At 54.0% G+C, this 22353-nt stretch carries 21 protein-coding genes; 1 reads left to right on the forward strand and 20 read right to left on the reverse strand.

Going from position 1 to position 22353, the window contains the following annotated elements; genetic code table 11:
* Window positions 1-19: 19 nt before the first annotated feature.
* The 7 genes from ACT3TY_RS04845 to phnD all read right to left on the reverse strand — a co-directional run bounded on the left by ACT3TY_RS04845 (window position 20) and on the right by phnD (window position 8109).
* Window positions 20-2131, reverse strand: a complete 2112-nt coding sequence (locus ACT3TY_RS04845) for a methyl-accepting chemotaxis protein (protein ID WP_444627496.1) — start codon at window positions 2129-2131, stop codon at window positions 20-22.
* Between the two features lie 50 nt (window positions 2132-2181).
* Entirely contained in the window at window positions 2182-4053 is a 1872-nt protein-coding gene (locus tag ACT3TY_RS04850; protein ID WP_444627497.1) for a methyl-accepting chemotaxis protein, read from the reverse strand.
* Window positions 4054-4172: 119 nt separating this feature from the next.
* Window positions 4173-4604: a host attachment protein gene (locus ACT3TY_RS04855; RefSeq protein ID WP_172116903.1), complete on the reverse strand. Its 432-nt coding sequence runs from the start codon at window positions 4602-4604 to the stop codon at window positions 4173-4175.
* A 65-nt stretch (window positions 4605-4669) separates the two neighbouring features.
* Complete coding sequence (gene phnE, locus ACT3TY_RS04860) at window positions 4670-5479, reverse strand: phosphonate ABC transporter, permease protein PhnE (protein WP_172116904.1); 810 nt, start codon at window positions 5477-5479, stop codon at window positions 4670-4672.
* Window positions 5473-6285, reverse strand: coding sequence for a phosphonate ABC transporter, permease protein PhnE (gene phnE, locus ACT3TY_RS04865; protein ID WP_193054097.1), 813 nt, complete (start codon window positions 6283-6285; stop codon window positions 5473-5475). The genes phnE (ACT3TY_RS04860) and phnE (ACT3TY_RS04865) overlap by 7 nt, the downstream gene beginning before the upstream one ends.
* Entirely contained in the window at window positions 6272-7069 is a 798-nt protein-coding gene (gene phnC, locus ACT3TY_RS04870) for a phosphonate ABC transporter ATP-binding protein (RefSeq protein WP_172116906.1), read from the reverse strand. The genes phnE (ACT3TY_RS04865) and phnC overlap by 14 nt, the downstream gene beginning before the upstream one ends.
* Window positions 7070-7122: 53 nt before the next feature.
* Window positions 7123-8109, reverse strand: a complete 987-nt coding sequence (gene phnD / locus ACT3TY_RS04875) for a phosphate/phosphite/phosphonate ABC transporter substrate-binding protein (RefSeq protein ID WP_172116907.1) — start codon at window positions 8107-8109, stop codon at window positions 7123-7125.
* Window positions 8110-8291: 182 nt separating this feature from the next.
* Between phnD and ACT3TY_RS04880 the strand changes: the two genes are divergently transcribed.
* A complete protein-coding gene (locus ACT3TY_RS04880) occupies window positions 8292-8888 on the forward strand; it encodes a histidine phosphatase family protein (protein WP_193054096.1) in 597 nt (198 codons plus the stop codon).
* Window positions 8889-8908: 20 nt separating this feature from the next.
* Here the strand turns inward: ACT3TY_RS04880 and ACT3TY_RS04885 are convergent, their stop codons facing one another.
* The 13 genes from ACT3TY_RS04885 to hemE form a co-directional block, all read right to left on the reverse strand.
* Entirely contained in the window at window positions 8909-9637 is a 729-nt protein-coding gene (locus ACT3TY_RS04885; protein WP_193054108.1) for an amino acid ABC transporter ATP-binding protein, read from the reverse strand.
* A 95-nt stretch (window positions 9638-9732) separates the two neighbouring features.
* The gene (locus ACT3TY_RS04890; RefSeq protein WP_193054095.1) at window positions 9733-10833 is read right to left on the reverse strand and encodes an amino acid ABC transporter permease; all 1101 of its coding nucleotides are present in this window, start codon (window positions 10831-10833) and stop codon (window positions 9733-9735) included.
* A gap of 20 nt (window positions 10834-10853) precedes the next feature.
* Entirely contained in the window at window positions 10854-12044 is a 1191-nt protein-coding gene (locus ACT3TY_RS04895) for an amino acid ABC transporter permease (protein ID WP_193054094.1), read from the reverse strand.
* An 88-nt stretch (window positions 12045-12132) separates the two neighbouring features.
* On the reverse strand, window positions 12133-13158 hold the full coding sequence (locus ACT3TY_RS04900) for an amino acid ABC transporter substrate-binding protein (RefSeq protein ID WP_193054093.1): 1026 nt from the start codon (window positions 13156-13158) through the stop codon (window positions 12133-12135).
* A gap of 236 nt (window positions 13159-13394) precedes the next feature.
* A complete protein-coding gene (locus tag ACT3TY_RS04905) occupies window positions 13395-14393 on the reverse strand; it encodes a hypothetical protein (RefSeq protein WP_444627498.1) in 999 nt (332 codons plus the stop codon).
* Window positions 14394-14926: 533 nt separating this feature from the next.
* Window positions 14927-15835 (reverse strand): hypothetical protein, encoded by a 909-nt coding sequence (locus ACT3TY_RS04910; protein WP_444627499.1) that lies wholly within the window; start codon window positions 15833-15835, stop codon window positions 14927-14929.
* Window positions 15836-15891: 56 nt separating this feature from the next.
* Entirely contained in the window at window positions 15892-16059 is a 168-nt protein-coding gene (locus tag ACT3TY_RS04915; RefSeq protein ID WP_441678099.1) for a hypothetical protein, read from the reverse strand.
* Complete coding sequence (locus ACT3TY_RS04920) at window positions 16052-16765, reverse strand: hypothetical protein (RefSeq protein ID WP_444627501.1); 714 nt, start codon at window positions 16763-16765, stop codon at window positions 16052-16054. Before ACT3TY_RS04920 ends, ACT3TY_RS04915 begins: the two co-directional genes overlap by 8 nt.
* A 209-nt stretch (window positions 16766-16974) precedes the next feature.
* Window positions 16975-17757 (reverse strand): hypothetical protein, encoded by a 783-nt coding sequence (locus ACT3TY_RS04925; protein ID WP_444627503.1) that lies wholly within the window; start codon window positions 17755-17757, stop codon window positions 16975-16977.
* Between the two features lie 298 nt (window positions 17758-18055).
* Window positions 18056-18838 carry a hypothetical protein gene (locus ACT3TY_RS04930; RefSeq protein WP_444627505.1) on the reverse strand — a complete coding sequence of 261 codons (783 nt, stop codon included), beginning with the start codon at window positions 18836-18838 and terminating at the stop codon, window positions 18056-18058.
* A gap of 263 nt (window positions 18839-19101) precedes the next feature.
* Window positions 19102-20112: an amino acid ABC transporter substrate-binding protein gene (locus tag ACT3TY_RS04935; protein WP_444627506.1), complete on the reverse strand. Its 1011-nt coding sequence runs from the start codon at window positions 20110-20112 to the stop codon at window positions 19102-19104.
* An 83-nt stretch (window positions 20113-20195) separates the two neighbouring features.
* Window positions 20196-21056, reverse strand: a complete 861-nt coding sequence (gene speE / locus ACT3TY_RS04940) for a polyamine aminopropyltransferase (RefSeq protein ID WP_172116912.1) — start codon at window positions 21054-21056, stop codon at window positions 20196-20198.
* Complete coding sequence (gene hemE / locus ACT3TY_RS04945) at window positions 21056-22168, reverse strand: uroporphyrinogen decarboxylase (protein WP_193054090.1); 1113 nt, start codon at window positions 22166-22168, stop codon at window positions 21056-21058. Before hemE ends, speE begins: the two co-directional genes overlap by 1 nt.
* Between the last annotated feature and the right edge of the window lie 185 nt (window positions 22169-22353).

Here is a 22353-nt window from a genome sequence, read left to right on the forward strand (position 1 = left end):
TATCGCCGCCGCTGATGGGTTAGTCGGACGAAGAGGGTGGAGACGGCAACTGATGGCGAGAAGAAGTATTGCTGGCTTCAAGCGTAAAGCCACCGACGAGTGCCGAGAGCCGTTCAGACTGATCCTTGAGCTGCTCGGCAGCCGTGGAGGACTCTTCTACCAGCGCCGCGTTTTGCTGGGTCATCTGGTCCAGGTCGGTCACCGCGATGCTGACCTGGCTGATACCGTCGCTCTGTTCGCTTGCTGCGGTGCTTATCTCGGCCAGCATTTGGGTGACGCGTGTGACGCTTTCCGCCAGCTCATGCATGGCCGTTTCAGCACCCTTGACCAGTTGGGTGCCACTTTCCACCTTGCCCGTTGAGGCATGAATGCGCTGGCGGATATCGGCGGCGGCGTCGCTACTGCGAGACGCCAGTTTGCGAACTTCATCAGCCACCACCGCAAACCCACGGCCATGTTCTCCCGCACGTGCTGCTTCTACCGATGCGTTCAAGGCCAGCAGGTTGGTCTGGAAGGCGATGCCGTCAATCACGGTCACAATTTCCTGAATTTCAGCCGACGTCGTGCGGATGTCATCCATGGTGACCACCACCTGCTCAAACGCCGAGTTGGTCCGCGAGGCCAGCTGTGATGCCGTTTGAGAAAGCCCGCTGGCTTCCTGGGACGCACTGGAGGTATGGCCGACGGTGCTGCTGATTTGCTCCATGGCCGAGGACGTTTGTTGCAAGCTGGCCGCGGCCTGGTCGGTGCGCCGTGAAAGGTCCTGGCCGCCCTGGGTAATCTCACTGGCGGCATGGTGAACGGATTCACTGCTGGCGCGTACATCCACCAGTACATCGTGGATCTTGACCGCAAAGGCGTTGAACTGAATGGCAAGTTCGGCGCTTTCATTGCGTCCACGCACTGGTAGGCGTTGGGTTAAGTCGCCATCGCCTGAGGCAATGTCACGCATACGCTCGGCGAGGGTTCGCAGCGGGCGAGAAATGCTGCTGCCCAACACCCAACTGGCCAGCAAGCCCAGAAACGCGATGACAAGGCCCATGCCCAGCATGCTCAACATGGAGGCCGTGCGTTGCTCATGCATCTGCTCCTGCATGTTGTTTAAGCCAGCAAACACGGCTTGCTCAGGTAAGCGAAGCATCAATACCCAGGGCGCTTCAGTACCGCCGATGGTAAAGGGCCAATAGAGTTCGATCATTCCCTGCGCTTGGTCAACGTTACGGACCACGTCGCCCTGTTGGGCGCTGCGAATATGTGCCTGTAGGGAGGGGGTAAAGGCTTCGTTTGCTGATTTTCCAACCAAGGAGGCATCGCCGGTGTAGGCCGTGACGCCTCCCTGTGAGGCGATAAGTGCTATTTCGCCCGCGCCGTTGTATAGCGTTTGGTTGGCCTCGTTAAGTATCGACTGAATAAAGTCGACCGTATAATCAACGCCTGCAACGCCACGAAACTCTCCATCAACAACGATAGGGGCATTGAACGAGGTGACCAACGTGAGCTTGCCGTCGTAATCGAACTGCGCCGGGTCAACGATACAGGGGGCTAGCGTTTCACGCGGGCATAGATAGTACTCGCCGCTGCGCACGCCGCTTGCCTGAATAGCCTCACTCTCCATAGTCTCTCCTAGAGGAAGCGCGGCTAAATCACCGTTCTCGGTGCGATACCACCAAGGGCGGAAGCGCCCATCGTCACCATAGCCAAGTCCCTCGCGCCCGGCAAAACGCGCGTCCAGACCAAAGGCGTTTGGCTCCCAGCCGATATAGGCATCCAATATTTCGGGATTGGTGATCACCGTTTGGCGTACCAGCAGCGACATTTCGCGGCGGCTGAGGTTCAGTGCCGGTCGGCCGTTGTCATCCAACTGGCCCAACATGGCATTGGTGGCGGCCAGGCTTTCGGCAATCTTGAGGGTTTTTTCAAACTGACCCTGAATACGCTCGGCCTGTGCTGAGGCGACCGCCGTTAGGCGCTCTTCAATGTTGCGCTCAAGCAGCTCTTTGGTTTGGTCTTCTACCAGCGCCTGAGAGCGCTCATTGGCAACCAGTGAATAGACCACCAATGCCGCCACCACCAGCAGGATACAGCCGCCTACCAGGAGGGTAATTAACGTACGGACTGACTTGAAGTTCATGTTTTTATTGCTCTCAGTACTTGGTTATGCCGTGATTAGCTATGGCGTGATTAACTATGGCGTGACGCGAGGGTGGGAGAGGGCGGTATAAGCCGACCATGTTGGGATGCTGAACCGTTTGATAGGGTGAAACCGCCAACGACATCGGCAAGGCGGAGTGACTGCTCTTTTAGATGCTCGGCGGCGGTAGTGGACTCTTCCACCATCGCGGCGTTTTGTTGGGTCATGCGGTCAAGCTCAGCCACCGCGATATTAACCTGATGGATGCCGTCGCTCTGCTCGCGCGTGGCGGCACCAATCTCACCCAACACATCGGTGACACGGGTAATACTCTCCACAATGTCACGCATGGTGGCACCGGCGCTTTGAACAAGTTCGGTGCCGTTGGTGACCGTCTGGTGTGAGGTATCGATCAGCGTTTTGATGTCGTTGGAAGCATCGCTGCTGCGCTGTGCAAGCTTACGAACCTCATCCGCCACGACCGCAAAGCCCCGACCATGTTCACCGGCACGGGCTGCTTCAACGGAGGCATTCAGGGCTAGCAAGTTGGTCTGGAAAGCAATGCCATCCATCAGTGACACAATATCACTGATTTTATGCGACGCTGCCGAGATGTCGCCCATGGTGGCCACTACCTGATCAACTACTTGACCGCCTTTGTTGGCCACTTCAGAGGCATTCATCGAAAGCTGGTTGGCCTGTTGTGCAGCCTCTGCCGTGTGTTCAATGGTGCTGGTAATCTCTTCAATAGATGCCGAGCTTTGTTGCAGGCTGGATGCGGCATTATCGGTGCGGCGAGACAGGTCCTGCCCGCCCATGGAAATTTCATTGGCGGCGGTCTGTACCGACTGACTACTATCGCGAATGGTCAGCATCACCTCATCCATTCTGGCGACGAATCGATTGAAAGAGTGGGCGATTTGGGTGACTTCATCGTTGCCTTCTTCAGGCAGGCGTTGGGTCAGGTCCCCCTCACCAGAGGCGATATTGTCCATGGCGTTACGCACACCCAACAGGCGGCGCAGCAGCAGCGACAGCAGTAGGCCAAAGGCGAGCGCCGTTATAACCGCGACCACCACCAGGATAATAAGGGAAGAGGTAGCAATGGCGCGTAATCCTGCGGTGGCTTCGTACTCGTCCAACGCGACAATAAGGCGCCAGCCGTTTTCACCGCCAATCACGTGGCCTAGCAATAGCTTGTTGTCGCCTTGCAGGGCAAGAGGCAGAGGCGTGGTAGCGCCCATTAATTGATTGATGGAGCCTGCCGTAAGCTGTTCGTTAATGGCTGACACAGGCGTCAGTATCAAGTCAGCATCGGGGTGGGCGACCAGCGTGCCATCGTGGGTGGTGAGAAAGCCAAAGCTTGAAAGGGTCGGCGAAATGCCTGTCACTGTCTCGACGATGTTGCTGATAGGAATATCAGCACCTACCACGGCAGTCAGTTCACCATTCAGGTAGAACGGGCGAGCGAACGTGACCACCAGCTCGCGAGTTTGAGCGTCAATATAGGGCGCGGTAATAATCGCTTCTTGTGTGCTTACTGCCGCTTTGTACCAAGGGCGTTCTCGTGCGTCGTAGCCGCTTGGGGGCTGAAAGTCGTTATCATAGGTAATCTCTCCCGCCCCAGGGTAGCCAATATAGGTGGAAATAAACCCACCTGAAGTAAGGAGCTGACGAAGTGCCGGGCCGGGGGCGTTACTGGTGGCTGCTGTTTCCATGCTTTCCAGCATATCCAGTCGAGCGTTAAACCACTCGTTCAAGGCTTTGGCATTGCCGCTGACCACCGCTTTAAGGTTACGTGCTATCTGTTCATCGTTGTGATGTTTTACCGTTGCGTAGTTGACCACGCCATTGATTATCAAGCCAAGGGTGATCGCTGCAAGAGCGGCCAGAAGAATACGTACACGAAGGGAGGAAAACATGATCGCTCTCTTTGTCGATAAGCAACCGTATGCGCTGCTGCATACGGAGTAAGGGTGATTAGCTTATCGGCGAAAGCGACCACTACTTTAGTAGAAACCCCATCATTGCCAGAAATTATTTACCGCATGTCGCTAACGGCTTCCTGGATGTCGTTAAGTGATGCTTTGCTAAGATCTTTCGAGAGCGTATGGAGTACCAGTTTCTGGGTTGGCGCATCAAGCTTTTCGCGCAGCAGGCCCAGGAATTTGGGCGGTGCGACGATAATCAGTTTTTCCATACTGTTATTGACGCGGGCATTATAAAGGCATTGAGCCACCTCTTTGGCAAACAGCTCGTTCTCATGTTTTAACGCTGTCCCCCCTTCGGCAGACGAACGTGAACTCGATGACATGGACTCATGTACATCCGCGCCTGCACTGTCTGTAATCAGATCCCCCTCATGCAGGCGCCCTTCGGCATGAACCAGGCTCTCTTTCTCCTTCAGATGAAGAAAGTCACGAGTGAAAATGCGTGCTCGAGCGGCATCCGCTACCACGATATAGGTTGTCATCAGTCAACGTCCTCCATGCCGTTAGGGATATATTAACCATGGCAAGCGTTTGGCATTCGGTCAAACTAGAGCACTTTACGTCGTAAGAGACTGGTTATTGCTTCACCAATCAGCACTAGCACAATAATTGCGATCAGAATGGTCGCCACGGTAGGCCAGGCAAAGGTATCAATGGCACCCTGCAGAATGACGCCGATCCCGCCTGCGCCCACCAGTCCCAGCACGGTAGATTCGCGAATGTTGATATCCCAGCGCAGGATCACGATGGCGAAAAACGCTGGCATCACCTGGGGCACGATGGCATAGACAATTACCTTGGCCTTGGAGGCGCCGGTGGCTTCCATGGCTTCGACCGGTCGCTTATCGATTTCTTCGATTGCTTCGCCCATCAACTTGCCGATAAACCCGATAGAGCGAAACACAATGGCGAGAATGCCTGCCAGCACGCCGGGGCCGAAGATCGCCACGAACAAGAGCGCCCAGATGATGGTGTTCACCGAGCGGCTGGAAACCAGAATGAACCGCCCCAGCCACAGGCAGGCCCGGTTGGGCGTAGTATTCTGTGCGGCGATATAGGCCACCGGCAATGCCAGAAAAATGGTCAGGAAGGTGGCAAGCGTGGCTATGTGTACCGTTTCGATCAGGGCATTTACGATATTGCCAAGCCCGGCAGCGCTGGGGGGCCACATGCGCGCGCCCAGCCCGGAAATCTGGTTGGGCGCATCCCACACCCAGGGCCAGAAGATATCGATATCGCGAACCGCCCATACCACCACCATCAGAGTGATGAGCAGCACGGCAAAGCGAATAAGACGTTCCTTGCGATCAAAACGTTGCCAAACGTGGTCGGCGAGTTTCTGTGCATGATCTACCATATTTTTTTCCTCACCCAGCCGCTGATACCTTCACTGAGTAAAATGACCGCGATGATGACCAGCAGGATCGCAAAGGCGAAGTCATAGTCATAGCGCCCGAAGGCGTTCATCAGCGTGCCGCCAATGCCGCCGGCACCCACGATACCCACCACGGCAGACGCCCGCAGGTTGCTGTCCAGCTGGTACATGGAAAGCCCTACCTGGCGCGGTAGAATCTGCGGGAATACGGCGTAGAAGAGCGTGGCCAGATACCCGGCGCCAGCGGCGCGCATGGCCTCTACTTGGCCCCAGTCTATCTCCTCGATCTCCTCGGCCAGAAGCTTGCCGACAAAGCCGATGGAGTAGAGCGTGAGCGTCAAGATGCCCGCCAGTGGGCCAAACCCCACGGCGGCAACGAACAGAATCGCCACGATCACCGGGTGAAAGCTACGCGAGATAATGATGACTGCACGGCCAATCAGGTAGATCGGCATGGGCGCAATATTACGCGCCGCCATCACGGCAAAAGGGATCGACAGGAAGACGCCCAGTAGCGTGGCCAAAATGGCGATCTGAAAACTCTCCTTGAAGCCGGTCAGGAGAAGTTCGTAGCGCTCGAGGTTGGGTGGAAAGCCGCCGCTGAAGATACGTGCGGCGCGGGGCAATCCTTCAGAGATGCGCGCCCAGTTGAACGGTAGCGAACCAAATGCCCACACCAGATACACTGCCACGACGATGATCAGCCCGTAGCGAAGTAGAGGATTGGCAATGAACGGCGGTTTCTTCCAGGTGCGCGGCGTGCTGGATGAAGCCTCAGGCGGGGTCATGGGCGCGCTCCTCTGATGGGGCGTCGCTTATCGCATCGTCCGGTGCTTCGATGCCGCCGTAAATGGCGTCCAGCGCGTCTTTATTGAAATCACTTGGCACGCCATCAAAAATCATCTTGCCGTGGCGCAAACCCACAATGCGCTCTGTGTAGGTTTTGGCCTGGGCCACGTTGTGGATATTGATCAGCACCGGCAGTGAAAGCTCGCTTGCCAAGCTCTGCAGTAGCATCATGATCTGCTCGGAGGTGCGCGGGTCAAGCGAGGCGGTGGGTTCGTCGGCCAGCAACACGTCGGGCTCCTGCATCAGCGCCCGTACCACGCCTACCCGCTGGCGCTCGCCACCGGAAAGCTCATCGGCGCGCTTGTTGGCGTAGTGGGCAATGCCCACACGCTCCATCAGCATAAATGCGCGCTCAATATCCGCCTGCGGGTAGCGGCGGGTAATTGCCTGATAGAGATTCACGTAGCCCAGCCGCCCAGCCAGCACGTTCTCCATTACCGTCAGGCGGTCCAGCAGGTTGAAGCCCTGAAACACCATGCCGATCTTGCGGCGCGCACGGCGCAGGTCAGCGCCCCTGAGATGCACAAGCTCGGTACCGTTGAGAGTAATGGAGCCGGAGGTCGGCTCCACTAGGCGATTGATACATCGCAGCATGGTACTTTTACCGGCGCCGGAGGCGCCCACAATCGATACCACGCTATTGCCCTCAACCTTCAGGTCGAGACCTTCCAGCACGGCTTTGTCGCGGCCATACCGTTTGACCAGATTCTTGATTTCCAGCATGTTTTCGCTTCCATCGGTAGCTAACAAACCGCGCCACGCGGGCGCGGTACGTTTTACTCTTCCAGATTGTCAGGCGTATAGCTCACGCCATTGGCAGCCTGGATGGTGCGAATTACCTGCCAGTTATCCTTGTAATTGATGGGAATGAACTTCTCGACACCCTCAAACTCTTCGCCAAGCTCTGTGCCTTTAAAATCGAAGCTGAAGAAGGCCTCTTCGATCTTCTCGACCAGGTCCGGGTGCAGATTGTAGGCGTAGTTATAGGAGGTGGTGGGGAAGCGGTCGGATTCAAAAATCATGCGGACGTCGTCGGTGTCGTAAAGCCCGCGCGCGGCCATTCGATCAACCACTTCCGAGGCCACTGGGGCGGCGTCGTAATCGCGCGCCACGACGCCCAACATGGATTGGTCGTGGCTGCCAGAGTAGACCACTTCGTAATCTTCGTCAGGTGTTATACCCAGTTCAGGCAGTAGTGCCCGAGGCGCCAGATTGCCTGAATTAGAAGTGGGTGATGTATGGGCAACCCGTTTACCTTTCAGGTCTTCCAGTTCATGGATGTCGGAGTCTGCGTGGGTGAAAAGCTGTAGGGTATAGCCAAACTGGCCGCTATCTGAGCCCATTAATGCAAAGGGAACTGCCCCTGCCAGGTTGACTGCAAAGGGCGTGGGACCGGTAGAAAAGCCCGCGATATGCAGTCGCCCGCTGCGCATTGCCTCCACTTGGGCCGCGTTGGACTGAACGGCGAAGAAGCGCACATCGCGGCCGGTCACCTCTGACAGGTGGTCGATAAAGGGCTGCCATATATCGGAATAGATGGCTGGATCTTCCACCGGGGTATAGGCAAAGATAAGCGTGTCGGGATTTAGCCATTGCGCCTCATCGGCGGGACGGTCCGCGACCATATCGGAGTTTTCGTCACAGTAAAGCGCATCAAGGTCGCCGCGTTCGCATTCGGCGTAGGCATGACTGGAAAGCAGTGCCAAGAGCGTAGTTGTGGTCAGTAGGGCAAGCGGACGCTTGCAAAACGTCATGGAAGTCATAAGGGGCCTCATTCATGAATTATTTTTGTGTTCTTGCAGTTGCTCAGCAGGCTAATGATGTTCTTTTATATACTTTGTGCCATGATCAAAAGGCGTCAAGTGTTTCGAAAATGTACATTTAGCCATCAAAATATTTATTTTTCGAAAATCGACACTCTCAATCTAGGGTTTGTTACAAAGTTATGTCAAACACTTTTCTTGCCGCCTCCTACCATTGGCGTAATCGTTACCTGTTGATGCGTCATGGTCATAGCCAGGCAAACCAGCAAGCGTTGATTATCAGTAGTCCCGGGCGGGGTGTTGAAGCGTTTGGACTCTCCACTATCGGCGAGCAGCAACTGGCGAGCGCCGTGCATGCATGGGCCTGGCCGGTGCCAACGCAGGTGGTGCATTCTGATTTTTTGCGCACCACCCAAACGGCTGCCCGCGTGGCCGAGGCCTTTAAGCTTACGATGACGGCCGACAGGCGCCTTAGAGAGCGTTCCTTCGGTGAGTTGGAGGGCGGCTCGGACGAGCGTTATCCGGATGTGTGGGCGCTGGATGCCCAGAATGCCGACCACACTTCACACCAAGTGGAGGCTGTGAGCGCGGTGGCTGCGCGCATGATGGCGGTGATAGAGGAGCGGGAGCAGCAGTGCGAGGGAGAAACCATCCTGGTCGTTAGTCACGGCGACCCGCTACAGATACTGCTGACCGCCTTGCAAGACAGGCCACTCACCCAACACCGTGAGCAGCCTGCTCTGTTACCGGCCAGCATTACCCAAGTGGGCGCGCCTTAGATCGCGCCTCCCCGTATGCCTTAGTGCCCCAGGATCTGGCTCAGGAACAGCTGGGTGCGCTCGGACTGCGGGTTATTGAAGAGCGGCTCCGGCGCATTTTCTTCGATGATCTGCCCCTGATCCATGAAAATCACTCGGTCGGCGACGGTTTTGGCAAAGCCCATCTCGTGGGTCACGCAGAGCATGGTCATGCCCTCTTCGGCAAGCTCGACCATGACGTCCAGCACCTCTTTGATCATCTCCGGGTCGAGTGCCGAGGTAGGCTCATCAAATAGCATCACATCCGGGTGCATGCACAGCGAGCGGGCAATCGCCACGCGCTGTTGCTGGCCGCCGGAGAGTTGGCCGGGGTACTTTTGAGCCTGCTCGGCGATGCGTACGCGCTCCAGGTAGCGCATGGCCTGCTCTTCGGCCTCCCTGCGCGGCTTCTTTTGAACCCACATGGGCGCGATGCAGCAGTTCTCCAGCACTGTCAGGTGGGGGAACAGGTTGAAGTGCTGAAACACCATACCCACGCTGCGGCGTATCTGCTCAATACGTTTTACGTCTTGGGTCAGCGGCACCCCGCCGACTACGATATCGCCCTGCTGGTGCTCTTCCAAGTGATTAATGCAGCGAATCAGCGTTGATTTACCCGAACCGGACGGGCCACAGATAACGATCCGCTCGCCGCGTTTTACTTCGAAATCTATATCGCGCAGTACGTGAAAGTCGCCATACCACTTGTTAACGCCGCGCATTTCGACCATTAGGTCAGACGTGCTTTTAGACATGCTGTTGCCAGAGAGGTTGGTGGCTGCTTGTGTCATGATTAAATCCTGCTCAAATTCTTGAAAAAGCGGCGTTAGCGCTTGTGGCCGGTGTTCAACTTGCGTTCCAGATACTGGCTATAGCGCGACATGCTGAAACAGAAAATCCAGAACACAAACGCGGCAAACACGTAGCCTTCCAGCGAAAAGCCCAGCCAGTTGGAGTCGGAAAGCGCCGCCTGCACGATCCCCAGCAGGTCAAACAGCCCAATGATCATGACCAGCGTGGTGTCTTTAAATAGCGAGATAAACGTATTCACGATGCCTGGAATCATCATCTTCAGCGCCTGGGGCAAAACGATCAGGCCCATGCGCTTCCAGTAGGTCATGCCCAGTGCCGCGGCGGCCTCCTCTTGGCCCTTGGGGATCGCCTGAAGACCGCCACGAATGACCTCGGCCATGTAGGCACTTTGAAACAGCGTTAAGCCAATCAGCGCCCGCACCAAGCGGTCAACGCTAATACCAGAGGGTAGAAACAGCGGCAGCATCACCGAGGCCATGAACAGTACGGTGATTAGCGGTACACCGCGCCAGAACTCAATGAAAATCACACAGAAGCTTTTCACGATGGGCATGTTAGAGCGCCGCCCCAGAGCCAGCACGATGCCAATCGGCAGCGCCCCGATCATGCCTACAGATGCCAGCAGCAGGGTCAACATCAAACCGCCCCAGCGATGGGTAGGTACGCGTGGCAGGTCAAAGTAGCCGCCGTGAAGCAATACGTAGGCCGCGATGGGAAAGCCCACCAAGGCAAACACGGCTACCCAGCGCTTGAATGGCAGGCGCGGGATAGCAAGCCAGGCGATCAGGGAGAAAAAGCCGCCAAACACAATATTGGCGCGCCAGATCTCGTCACGCGGGTAAAGCCCATAGATGAACTGCGTAAAGCGCGCATTAACGAACACCCAACAGGCGCCCTCTCGCGAGCAGTCGTCCCGGGTGGTGCCTACCCAATCGGCGTTGATGAACGCCCACTGAATGGTCGGTACCAAAAGCAGGTAAAGAACGTACAGCCCTACCAGCGTAAACAGCGTATTGAGCGGGCCGCTGAACAGGTTGGCGCGCAGCCAGGCCACGGGCCCCAGGGTATTGCTGGGGGCAGGCCGCTGATCAATCATTGTTTGATTATGAATCATAAAGCTATCCTCACCGGCGCCTAGCGCTCAACCAACGCTACGCGGGCGTTGAACCAGTTCATGAACATGGAAACCAACAGGCTGATGGTCAAATACACCGCCATGGTCATGGCGATTACCTCAATGGCCTGCCCCGTTTGGTTAAGCGTGGTGCCCGCAAACACGGAGACCAGGTCGGGGTAGCCGATGGCCGTGGCAAGTGAGGAGTTCTTGATCAGGTTCAGGTACTGGCTGGTGAGGGGCGGAATAATGACCCTCAGCGCCTGCGGAATGACCACTAAGCGCAACACCAGGTTACGCGGCAGGCTCAGTGCCTGGGCGGCTTCGGTCTGGCCATGGGAAATGGCCTGAATACCCGAACGGACAATTTCAGCAATGAACGCGGCGGTATAGATGGAAAGTGCCAGCCACAGCGCCAGAAATTCCGGGATCACGGTAAAGCCACCGCGGAAGTTAAAGCCGCGCAGTTCCGGAATATCCCAGGTGATCGGTACGCCGGTGGCGACCGTAATCAGCAGCGGCAGCCCCAGAATCAGCGCAAGCGATATCCACCCGGCTGGGATGCGTTTACCGGTTGCCTCTTGGCGACGCTTGTTCCACACACACAGCGCAATACTGGCGATAATCGCGACGATAAAGGTCGCTGGAATCATCCCAAAGCCTGACTCAAAAAGCGGCTCAGGCAGATACAGACCGCGCACGTTAAGAAAAATAACCTCGCCAAACGAGAGGCTGTCCCTTGCACTGGGTAGCGTGCGCAGCACGGCGAAGTACCAGAAAAAAATCTGTAGCAGTAACGGGATATTGCGGAAAGTTTCGATATAGGCGGTGGCCAGGCGTGCCAGTAGCCAGTTGGGCGACAGGCGAGCAATGCCGACAATAAAGCCAATCAGCGTCGCGGCCACCACACCCAAGGCGCCGACCAATAGCGTATTGAGCAAGCCCACCAAAAAGGTGCGGCCGTAGGTATCCTGAGAGGAGTAGTCGATCAGGCTTTGTACGATACCAAAGCCTGCGGTGTTATTTAAAAAGCCAAAACCGGTGGTGATACCCCGGGCGGATAGGTTGTCCTGAGTATTGCCGACGATATACAGCAAAAATACGACAACGGCTGCCGTTAAAAGCAGCTGAAAAACAAGTGCGCGTTTGGCACGGTCTCGCCAAAACGGTGGCTTGTGGCCAGCGGGGCGAGTGTTGGGTCTTACGGACATGGGTGGCGTCTCCGCTACACGGAAGGTCAATCAAATGGCCCGTCGGCACTCATCTGCTAAGCGCGACGGGCCGGGTCAAGCGAGACGCTTAGCGAATCGGCGGTGCGTACTGGAAACCACCCTGGTTCCATAACGCGTTGGCACCGCGTTCAATCTCAAGCGGTGAGTCCATGCCAACGTTGCGCTCAAAGCTTTCGGCGTAGTTACCGACCTGGCTAATAATGTTGTAAGCCCAGTCAGCGTCAAGCCCCATGCCTTCACCGTAGTTACCGTCTTGGCCAAGCAGGCGGGCGATGTCGGGGTTTTCGGAGCTGGTCATTTCCTCTACGTTTTCACTGGTCACGCCGTACTCTTCAGCATTAAGCATGGCAAACAGTGACCATTTCACGATGTTGAACCAGGTGTCATCGCCCTGGCGAACCACCGGGCCCAGCGGCTCCTTGGAAATGATATCGGGCAGAATGACGGCGCCATCCGGGTCATCTAACTGAATGCGCAGCGCCGCCAGCTGAGAAGTATCCGAGGTTAGAACGTCACAGCGGCCAGCCTGGAAGCCGCCCACGGTCTGCTCTGAGGTATCAAACACGATAGGATCAAATTCCATATCGTTGGCGCGGAAGTAATCGGCCACGTTAAGTTCGGTGGTGGTGCCCGTTTGGATACAGATCGCCGCACCGTCCAGCTCATCAGCACCGCCGATGCCCAGGTCACGGCTAACCATAAAGCCGATACCGTCGTAGAAGTTGACGCCTGCGAAGTTCAGGCCCAGCGTGGTATCGCGGGTGGTGGTCCAGGTCGTGTTACGAGAAAGCAAATCGACTTCGCCAGACTGCAGCGCAGTGAAACGCTCAACGGCATTGAGAGAGATGTAGTTGACGGCATCCGCATCACCCAGCACGGCAGCGGCGACCGCACGGCAAACATCGACATCCAGCCCTTGCCAGTTGCCATCACCATCGGGTGCTGAAAAGCCTGGCAAACCGTCGCTGACGCCACACTGCACGGCTCCACGTTCAATGGTTTCTTCAAGTGTTGCTGCGTTAGCGTTAGTGGCGCCTGTCAGTGTGATGGCGCCTGCAGAGGCCAGTAATACCCAGTGTTTCTTGTTCAACATGGTAATTCCCTTCCTCGATTAATATTGTTATGCATGCGAAGGCATGACATATAAAGCTAGCAAGGAAGATGCCAATGTGGGTACAACGCCAAATTCAGCGCTTTTCAACGCAAAATGATTCTGCTTCTACGAAAGTTTAGGTGCAAAAAATAAGAAGTGGTTACTGCGCGCCCCGTTTTGGTGCGCGCCATGTTATTTGTTTACTTTTTTTTATAGATGGTGGCTGTTTTATCTTACTAACGCTCTTGCGAGTCTTTCTGCTCAAGATTACGCAGCGCCATCTTTAACAGGCTCATGCCTTCTTCTTCGTTTTTAATCAGCGTTTGGATATCGATACTGCGCAACACGCCCCCGTCCTCATCGCCCATGACGACGAAAACACTGTCCGGCGATGTTTTAACGCCATTTGTATAGGCCGGTAATTCAGCAAGATTCCCATTAGCTGCTTGGGCAAGCGTAGCCTCTTCGTAAGCAGCCGATACGCCGCGCCAGGCTCTCTCCGCCTCTGTCATGCCAGAAACCAATTTGGCATCTACTCGCCTGGCCATGTGACTAGGGTCGGCGCCAGCGTGGCCATCTTCCGCTACATAGGCGTTGTCACGCAATTCAAACGCCTGGTTTCTGAAATCAGTATCGTTTTCCGTCATCTGTAAAAACGCCAGATAACGCTCTGCCGACGTAAAATCACCAGAGTCATCAAAGGCGATTGTGGAGAGCGAGTGTCTATCCAGTGTGGCAAAAGGGTTTTCGGAAGATGTTTGCGGGTACGGCTCTTCGCTATTATAAAATTTCGACATCAAGTGGTTTGCCGCCTGCTCGGCGATAGAACGCCGAGTTGTGTCGGCGCTGTTCGGGCGCTCCAGCAGTATCTCCGCTATATTGCCCGCTTCCTGCTCGACCATTTCCTGAAGTTGCCCATGTATTTCTTCCAGGAAAGCGTCAAATTCGGCGGGCGAGACGGTTGCTGCATTCTCCTTTGAAAGGAGCCTGGACATCTCCGTCGCCAGGGAGGAAAGATTGACCACGGCGCTTTTTTCTTCACCCTTGGTCAGAGAAAGGCTGTTGCTAATCCTGGATGAACCTTGTACCAAAGGAGAATCGCCAGCCTGTAATCCATAATAACTTGGTGAATTGATGTGGCTGGCGCTCATGATGCCGCGCCCTAGCACTTTTTCGTTGTAATGGTTATTGGTATTCAAAAGGCTGCTGGCATAGGTATAAGAGAGTGTTTTCATAATTTGTTTTCGCTTAAAAATTAACGACGAATAGTGCCCTCGGCTTTACTAAGCCGAGGGCAGTCGGTTATCAGTAGACCGTAAACGTTGCGTTATATTGGTAAGGCTCAGACCATGTTTCCCTACTCAGTCTATCTGTGCAACTAGAGCCGCCTCCCACTCTATTGGAGCTACTTTAGCGCGGTAAAACACGTTGCGCTGGTTTTCCAAAGTATTTTTCTTTCACCAATACTAAACGGCTCGTTGAGCGATCAAGACGTCGACTATTTCTTGATGCCTACATAAAGTATCGGCAGGCAAGCGATAAAGTTAAGTAAATATTGTCATTTTTATTGGCTGCCGCTAATTTTATTTTAATTCTCCGCATTCAATATTAGCGCCTGTGAACGTTTCACTTAGGTAGCTGCTGCTCGCTCATTTACTGTAATTGATGGCAGGCCTGGTTTTAAAACGCGCTTCTGCAATATCTCCGCTGCCTTCTATTCTTTCTCAACCGTTTCCTTCATAAGCTATTCAAGAGTTAGTAGTTACAGTTATTTAGTCGCTGGAGGTTTCAGCCAATCAAACATTTTCATTATAAAGCCACGTTCTGTGGGTTTTTCATCGCTCTTGCCAATAAAAGCCTCAAGCAGGCTTTTATTAAGCTGCTGAGGGAGTGCTTTGGCATCGGCTACGAGTGCTTCGCGTGACGTATCTTTCACCGCATTGGAAGTGTCTCGGGGAATATTGAGCGTCACCTCATCCGCTGTATGCATGATGTAGTTGTTTTCGTTATAAGCAAAGGTGGAGAACTTCGGGTCGAGTGGGATGGTGTCGTTGCCCTTGGTTGAAAATCTAGAAACCATTTGCTCAAGAAACTCAAAATCGCTGCTGTGAGTAAAGCCATAGCCTGGATCAAGAATGTAATTCAGAAAACCTTTGTCTAACCTTGTAGAGCTAATATCGCCGCTGCTTTGAATGCGTTCTACAGTAGCCGCATCTTCATCGGTAAAGCTGGCGGTTCTTACTCGGCCTTCGAGATCATAGCTACGGCCATCGTTAAAATTTGCTACCGCTTCGCCATTATTACGTTGGCGATATAGTCCGATATCCCAGGCTAGCCGATCCACGTGCTTTAAATCTGCCCCTTGTTCCTGAGAAAACTCATACATGTCTGCCAGTAGATTTCGATCATCCTGAGTCAGGAAGTTATGAGGGAGCATCATCCCGTATTCATTCATACCTTTAGAGCCAGATAGTACAGATGGCTCACTGGTGATGTCTTCAGTAAGAAAAAGCCGTGACAATAATAAGGCTTTTCCACTTAGGGAGACGCTAGTGCTTTCGCTAGGCTGGGGCATCCTAACGTCATTGGTACGCTTAACGACACCGGTACCATCCTGGGTGTCGGATACTTGCTTAGCTCCTTGATTGTATGTAGAAATCGGGCCTTCGACTTTCATCGTTCAATCTCTCTGGCATGCAACCTCTCCGTATTCGGGGAGACTGGTATGAGTTCTTAATAAGCATAATGGAAGCTAGCTATAATTTTGTCTGCAAGTTGTATAACATTTCTTCCACCATTAACTTGATGAGAAATAGTTACTTTAACACCATTGCCAAATCGCCGGTTATTGAAGTTATTAATTGTTCCAGATGAATTTGGCGGGTTAGCTTCTTCAAACATTGTCTATCTCACCGTTATCACTAATCCGCTTGGCTTTTGCTGCGTCTTCCAGCTCCTCCAGAAGAAGGGCCAGTTTCAGCTCTTCGGGCAACTCAATCTCTTTCTCTTCCCGCCCTGACAGTTGCTTGGCAAGTTCAGAAAGTTCGACATGAAAGCTTTGGCTATCCCCCTTTGCAACGGCCCTATCCAAATCCTGTTGTGCAAAGACTTGGGAAGAGACAGTTTCGCCGGTGATGGGGGAAGCATTAGCGATAGCTGCCACCAGCTTCATTGCGCCAATCGCGATATGCCGCGTTGCAGGTAAATCAGCATATTTGGGTAGTGTTTGCCGCTGATACTCAAGTTGGTTGTACTTAACGTCGCGGTTGATTTCATTGCCTCCGATTGGAGAGGAGAACTCCGCTGGCCCAAGGCTTGTACCAATCACTCCCTGTGGAGTCTCTAAGCCAGCCTCACGCAAGCGACGACTCATGGTCGACATCTCGCCAATACTGGCATCCTTGACGTTGAGATCCTTCACGATACCCATGAAAGTGTCATAATCTTTTTGGCTAAGCACGCCGCCCAGTAAACCTTCATCCCCTGTTTTTTCACCTACCTTGATGGTGAAGTTTTCATATCTTGCAGGGTCAAGCAACGTTCCATGACTCATGCTCGCATTCAAATTGCTGAGCATTGAGGCAACAGCCGATGTATTTGAGATCATGGTTGTTTTCCTAGGTTAACAGTATATCTGTTTGGTGCTTTTCATTAATAACTTAAGGCTCATCGGATAGGAAAAAAGCTAATAGTAGGAATACTCCCAGTCATAGACCAATTTCGCACTGTATTATCTTCAATCCGATATCTATATTTACCGGTAGGCATGGGCATGAAGGCTCGTGTGGCTTGCCTCGCATTTACTATTATCTCTTTTCAACTAATCGTTGAGTTTGCAAAGCGTTTACCAAGGTTAGCGAAGTCTTCACTTGACATTAGTATGTCAAAAATATCTTCAGGTGCCCCTTTGCCTTCGGCGCGGTGAGTCATAAAGTTGAAGTCCAACTCAATTAAGTGTTCAAGGCGCGGCGCATAGAAATCGGGGTATTGCGCCTGCATGATAGGGGGCAGCTCGTTATAATTCCCCAGCACTTCTTTGAAGAAGTTGGTCATCTTACCTGTTTGGCTGTACTCCAGCTGGCCTCGAGCAACAACAGCCTGTTTCCATACCTGTCGCTGGTCATAATCTTCTTGCCAAGCTGCGTGCCGCTCATTGGCCGTAAATGTGCCGCTATCGTCATAAATAATCAGTGCTAGCTGATCTTGTGATAGGCCGCTAAAGGGGTTGCTGCCCCTGCCATTGGCAAAGGAAGTGGCCTGTTTAGCCCGCTCCAATAGTTCGGGGTCGTCTGTATTGGGGACTTCAGCATCATATTTGGCACGGTGAAGATGAAAGTCCCGGACAATTGGCTGGAGCAGTGCATCGGCTTTTTGCCCTAACGCTTTACGATCCAGGCTGGCATCACGCTCTTCCGCACGCAGTGCGCTGTCGCTTAACTGCTGGGCCAACGTGGAAAGTTGGCTTGATGGCTTCGAAGAACCAGAAGTAGGCGTTGTGCTTCCGCCTTGTTCAGTTCCCTTGGTTGATACATCCTGGGTGCGGCTACCAGATGTTGTCTGTGGTGTGGCCGGAGTGGATGGTCCAATACCGATTCCCATTCGAGCACCTCCTTATCGTTTTTTGAACCGCCATCAATGATGTGGTCGGTGATAATGATCGAGTCACTGCCTCTTTCTCGATGCCTCTATGAGTTATCGGCATTGAAAACTAAAAATTAAGTAAATATTGCTTTTTTGTGCATTTTTAACATAAAAAGTTTTTGCTACGAATTATTTTATTTTTATCGAGTTACGATAAGAGGGGCTTGTTGGCTACTATTTTTTGATATGTTGATAAAAAGCTCCGCTTAGCAGCGTTTTCGTTATTTATACGATTAAAGTCTTCAGTAGACTCTGATTAAACTTTTGAGTTAACAAAGCGTTTACCAAGGTTAGCGAAGTCTTCACTGGACATTAATATTTCAAAAATATCTTCAGGTGCTCCTTTGCCTTCGGCGCGATGGGTTATAAAGTTGAAGTCCATCTCGATCAGGTGTTCAAGGCGTGGGGCATAGAAGTCGGGGTATTGTGCCTGCATGATAGGTGGCAGATTATTGTAATTCCCCAGCACTTCTTTGAAGAAGTCGGTCATCTTGCCGGTTTGGCTGTACTCCAATTTACCTCGAGCTACGACGGCTTGATTCCATGCCTCCCGCTGATCATAATCTTCTCGCCAAGCTGCACGTCGCTCATTGGTCGTAAATGTTCCGCTATCGTCATAAATAATCAGTACTAATTGATCTTGAGATAAGCCGCTAAAGGGATTGCTACCTCTGCCATTAACAAAGGAGGTGGCCTGTTTTGCTCGCTCCAAGAGTTCTGGGTCATCGGTGTTGGGCACTTCGGCGTCGTATCGTGCTCGGTTATTATGGTAGCCTTGGCCGGTAATCTGGCTGAGCAGCGCATCGGCTTTTTGCCCTAACGCTTTACGATCCAGGCTGGCATCACGCTCTTCGGCACGCAGGGCGCTGTCGCTTAACTGCTGGGCCAACGTGGAAAGTTGGCTTGATGGCTTCGGTGAGCTAGAAGAAGGTTCTGTGTTCTGCCCCTGCACGGCTTTAGTCGCTGACACGCCTTGAGTACGGCTATCAGACGTTGTTTGAGAAACCACCGGAGTAGATGGCCCGATACCCATTGTCATTGCGAGACCTCCTTGCCGCTTTGTTTAGCTGCCATCAATATGTGGCCGATGGTAGTGTCTTGGATGCTTACTATTGTTTGATGCTTAGAATAATAATCGGCGGTAGGAATCAAATCATTAATTATATTTCGTTTTTTTCGGCTTCTTGGGTAATCCTCCCTTTCTAACGAGGTGCAAGAGTAGTTCTCAGACCACGATGGACAGCACCTTTCACATTGCTAAATGGCATTGGCCGCCCTTGGGGTGGCCAATGCCAGAAGATGTCAGCGAATGGGCGGGGCGTACTGAATGCCGCCATCGCGCCACAGAGCATTTAAACCACGGGTAATATTGAAGTTAGAGTCCACGCCCACGTTGCGATCATACATTTCGGCGTAGTTGCCCACCTGTTTGACGATTTGGTAAGCCCAGTCGTCATTGAGTCCCATGCCTTCACCAAAACTGCCGTTCTGGCCCAGCAGGCGGGCAATATCTGGATTATCGGAATCCGCGTGTTCATCAATATTGGTGCTTGAGATGCCCAGTTCTTCAGCATTGAGCATGGCAAACAGCGACCATTTCACGATGTTGAACCACTGGTCATCGCCCTGGCGTACGGCGGGGCCAAGCGGTTCCTTGGAAATAATCTCGGGCAGCACTACCGCCATGTCGGGGTTGGCAAGCTGCATGCGTTGGGCATACAACTGAGAAGCATCGGAGCTTAAGACATCGCAGCGCCCGGCTTCAAAACCGGCAATCGACTGTTCGGGAGAATCAAACACCACTGCGTCATAGTGCATGTCGTTAACACGGAAATAGTCTGAAAGGTTCAGCTCGCTGGTCGTGCCTGACTGCGTGCACACCGCCGCGCCGTCCAGGTCTTCGGCACTTTGTACGCCCAGGTCGCTTGCGACCATGAATGCTTGGCCATCGTAATAGCTCACCCCGGTAAAGTGCATACCTTGGGTGGTATCGCGGCTAGAGGTCCAGGTCGTCGTGCGCGAGAGCAGATCCACTTCGCCGGACTGCAGGGCGGTAAAACGCTCCACCGAATCGAGCGGTACGAAATCAACCTTGCTGGCATCGCCTAATGCCGCCGCGGCAATCGCGCGGCAGACATCGGTATCCAGGCCGCGATATGTATCGTTATCGTCCAGTGAGGAGAAGCCGGGCTGGGCGGCGTTCACCCCGCAGCGTACGCTATCGCGGGATTGAACGGTTTCTAATGTGGTGCCCAAGGCAACCGTCGGGACCAGGGCGCACGCGCCAATGCTTATCCATTTAAGGGTTTTCATTGTTGGTTCCTTAACGTGGTGACACAAAAAAGGCCGAGCAGTGCCCGGCCTCATCGCTTGCTGGCGTGCTATTCAAATAAACGTCAGCTGAACGCTTTACGCATGAACGGTGGCAACGCCAGGGCGCCCCGGTGGGCATCCACTGTGTAGTACTGTAGCGGCATTTCGTGACTAGCGGCAGCCTCTTCGCGGAAGGTTTCCACGTTGGTGCCTTTACCGGCAAGCGTCACGCTCCACCAGCCGGAAGGATAAACCGGCTGGGGGAAGGGCAACGTGGCGACACTGGCAAAGCCCGCTTCGCGCATGTCATGGCGCAGCTCACGAATAATCGAGCCACTGTGATAAAGCGGTGATTCGCTCTGCTGCACCATCACGCCATCGGCTTTCAGAATGCGGTGGCAGCGCTTAAGGAAGTCAGTCTTGAACAACCCTTCGGCGGGGCCGACCGGGTCGGTAGAGTCGATAATCAGCACGTCGATGCTTTCATCGGCAGCGTCATCTACCCACTTCACACCGTCGGCGAACAGCAGCTCGGCGCGTGGGTCGTCGTTGGCTTCCACCAGTGCCGGGAAGAAACGCTCGGAGGCCTTGGTGACTTCTTCATCGATATCGATCTGGGTGACTTTTTCAACGCCCGGGTGACGCAGCACTTCTTTCAGTGTGCCGCAGTCGCCGCCGCCGATAATCACCACGCGCTTGGGCGCCGGATGAGTAAACAGTGCCGGGTGGGCGATCATTTCGTGATACAGGAAGTTGTCGCGGTCGGTGAGCATCACGCAGCCGTCCAGCACCATTAGGTTGCCGTAGGTCTCGGTGGCGTACACTTCCAGGTGCTGGTACTCACTCTGCACATCCAACAGCTTTTCAGAGATCTTCAGCGAGAAGGCACTGCCGTGGCTATCAAACACTTCGGTAAACCACTGGTCGTCGCGTAATTCGCTCATCAATTGGCTCCTGGTTGTGATGGGGTGGATTGGGCCGGAATGCCTTGGTGATACTGCGGGCTTAACTCGTGCAGCGCTTCCATAAAGGCGGTGACGTTATCCGGATTGGTAAACTGGCTGATGCCGTGGCCCAGGTTGAACACGTGGCCCGGCCCGTGACCGTAGCTTTCCAGCACGCGGGCGACTTCGGCACGAATCGCCGACGGGCGTGCAAACAGCACGTTAGGGTCGAGGTTGCCCTGAAGCGCAACCTTGTGGCCCACACGGGCACGGGCGCTGGAGAGCTCGGTCGACCAGTCGATACCCAGTGCATCAGCACCAGCGCAGGCGATGTCTTCAAGCCACTGGCCGCCGTTTTTGGTGAACAGAATCACCGGTACGCGGCGCCCGTCGTGCTCGCGGATCAGCCCGGAAACAATTTGCTCCATATAGCGTAGCGAGAACTCCAAGTACGCGGGGGTGGAAAGCGCCCCGCCCCAGGTGTCGAAGATCTGCACCGCTTGGGCGCCTGCGCGAATCTGCGCGTTCAGGTAATCGGTTACCGATTGCGCCAGGGTATCCAGCAGTTGGTGCATGGTGTCTGGCGTATCGTAAAGCATGGTTTTCAGGTGACGGAAGTCTTTGCTGGAACCGCCCTCCACCATGTAGGTTGCCAGCGTCCAAGGGCTTCCCGAAAAGCCGATCAGCGGCATGCGCCCGTTCAGCTCACGGCGAATGGTCGATACCGCACGCATGACGTAGTCCAGGTCGCGCTCGGCGTTGGGCACGCTTAGCGCCGCCACTTCTTCCGGGGTGCGCACGGTTTTGCGAAACTTGGGACCTTCACCGGTTTCAAAATAGAGCCCCAGACCCATGGCATCGGGGATCGTCAAAATATCTGAAAACAGAATCGCCGCATCCAGCGGGTAACGCTCCAGCGGCTGGAGCGTTACTTCGCAGGCCAGGTCCTGGTTGCGGCACAGGTCCATAAAACTGCCCGCATCGGCGCGGCGCTCACGATACTCAGGCAGATAGCGGCCTGCCTGACGCATCATCCATACCGGCGTGCGGTCAACGGGCTGGCGCGCCAGGGCGCGGAGAAAACGATCATTTTGCAACGGTGTGGAAGTCATAAACACGTGCCCTTGGGAAATTTACCTGTAGTGTATTTTAAAGGGTATACAAACCAGTGCTGATACTTTATTTGAAACATGATTGAGAAGGCGCTTGGCTCGGGTTTCTAAACGTTAAGGCAGAGGTGAGAGTGTACTTGAGAACGCCCCACTAAGCGGCATGCCGACGTGTAAAACGTGCCTAA

The sequence above is a fragment of the Halomonas sp. AOP22-C1-8 genome, assembly GCF_052378905.1.
Lineage (GTDB): Bacteria > Pseudomonadota > Gammaproteobacteria > Pseudomonadales > Halomonadaceae > Vreelandella > Vreelandella citrativorans.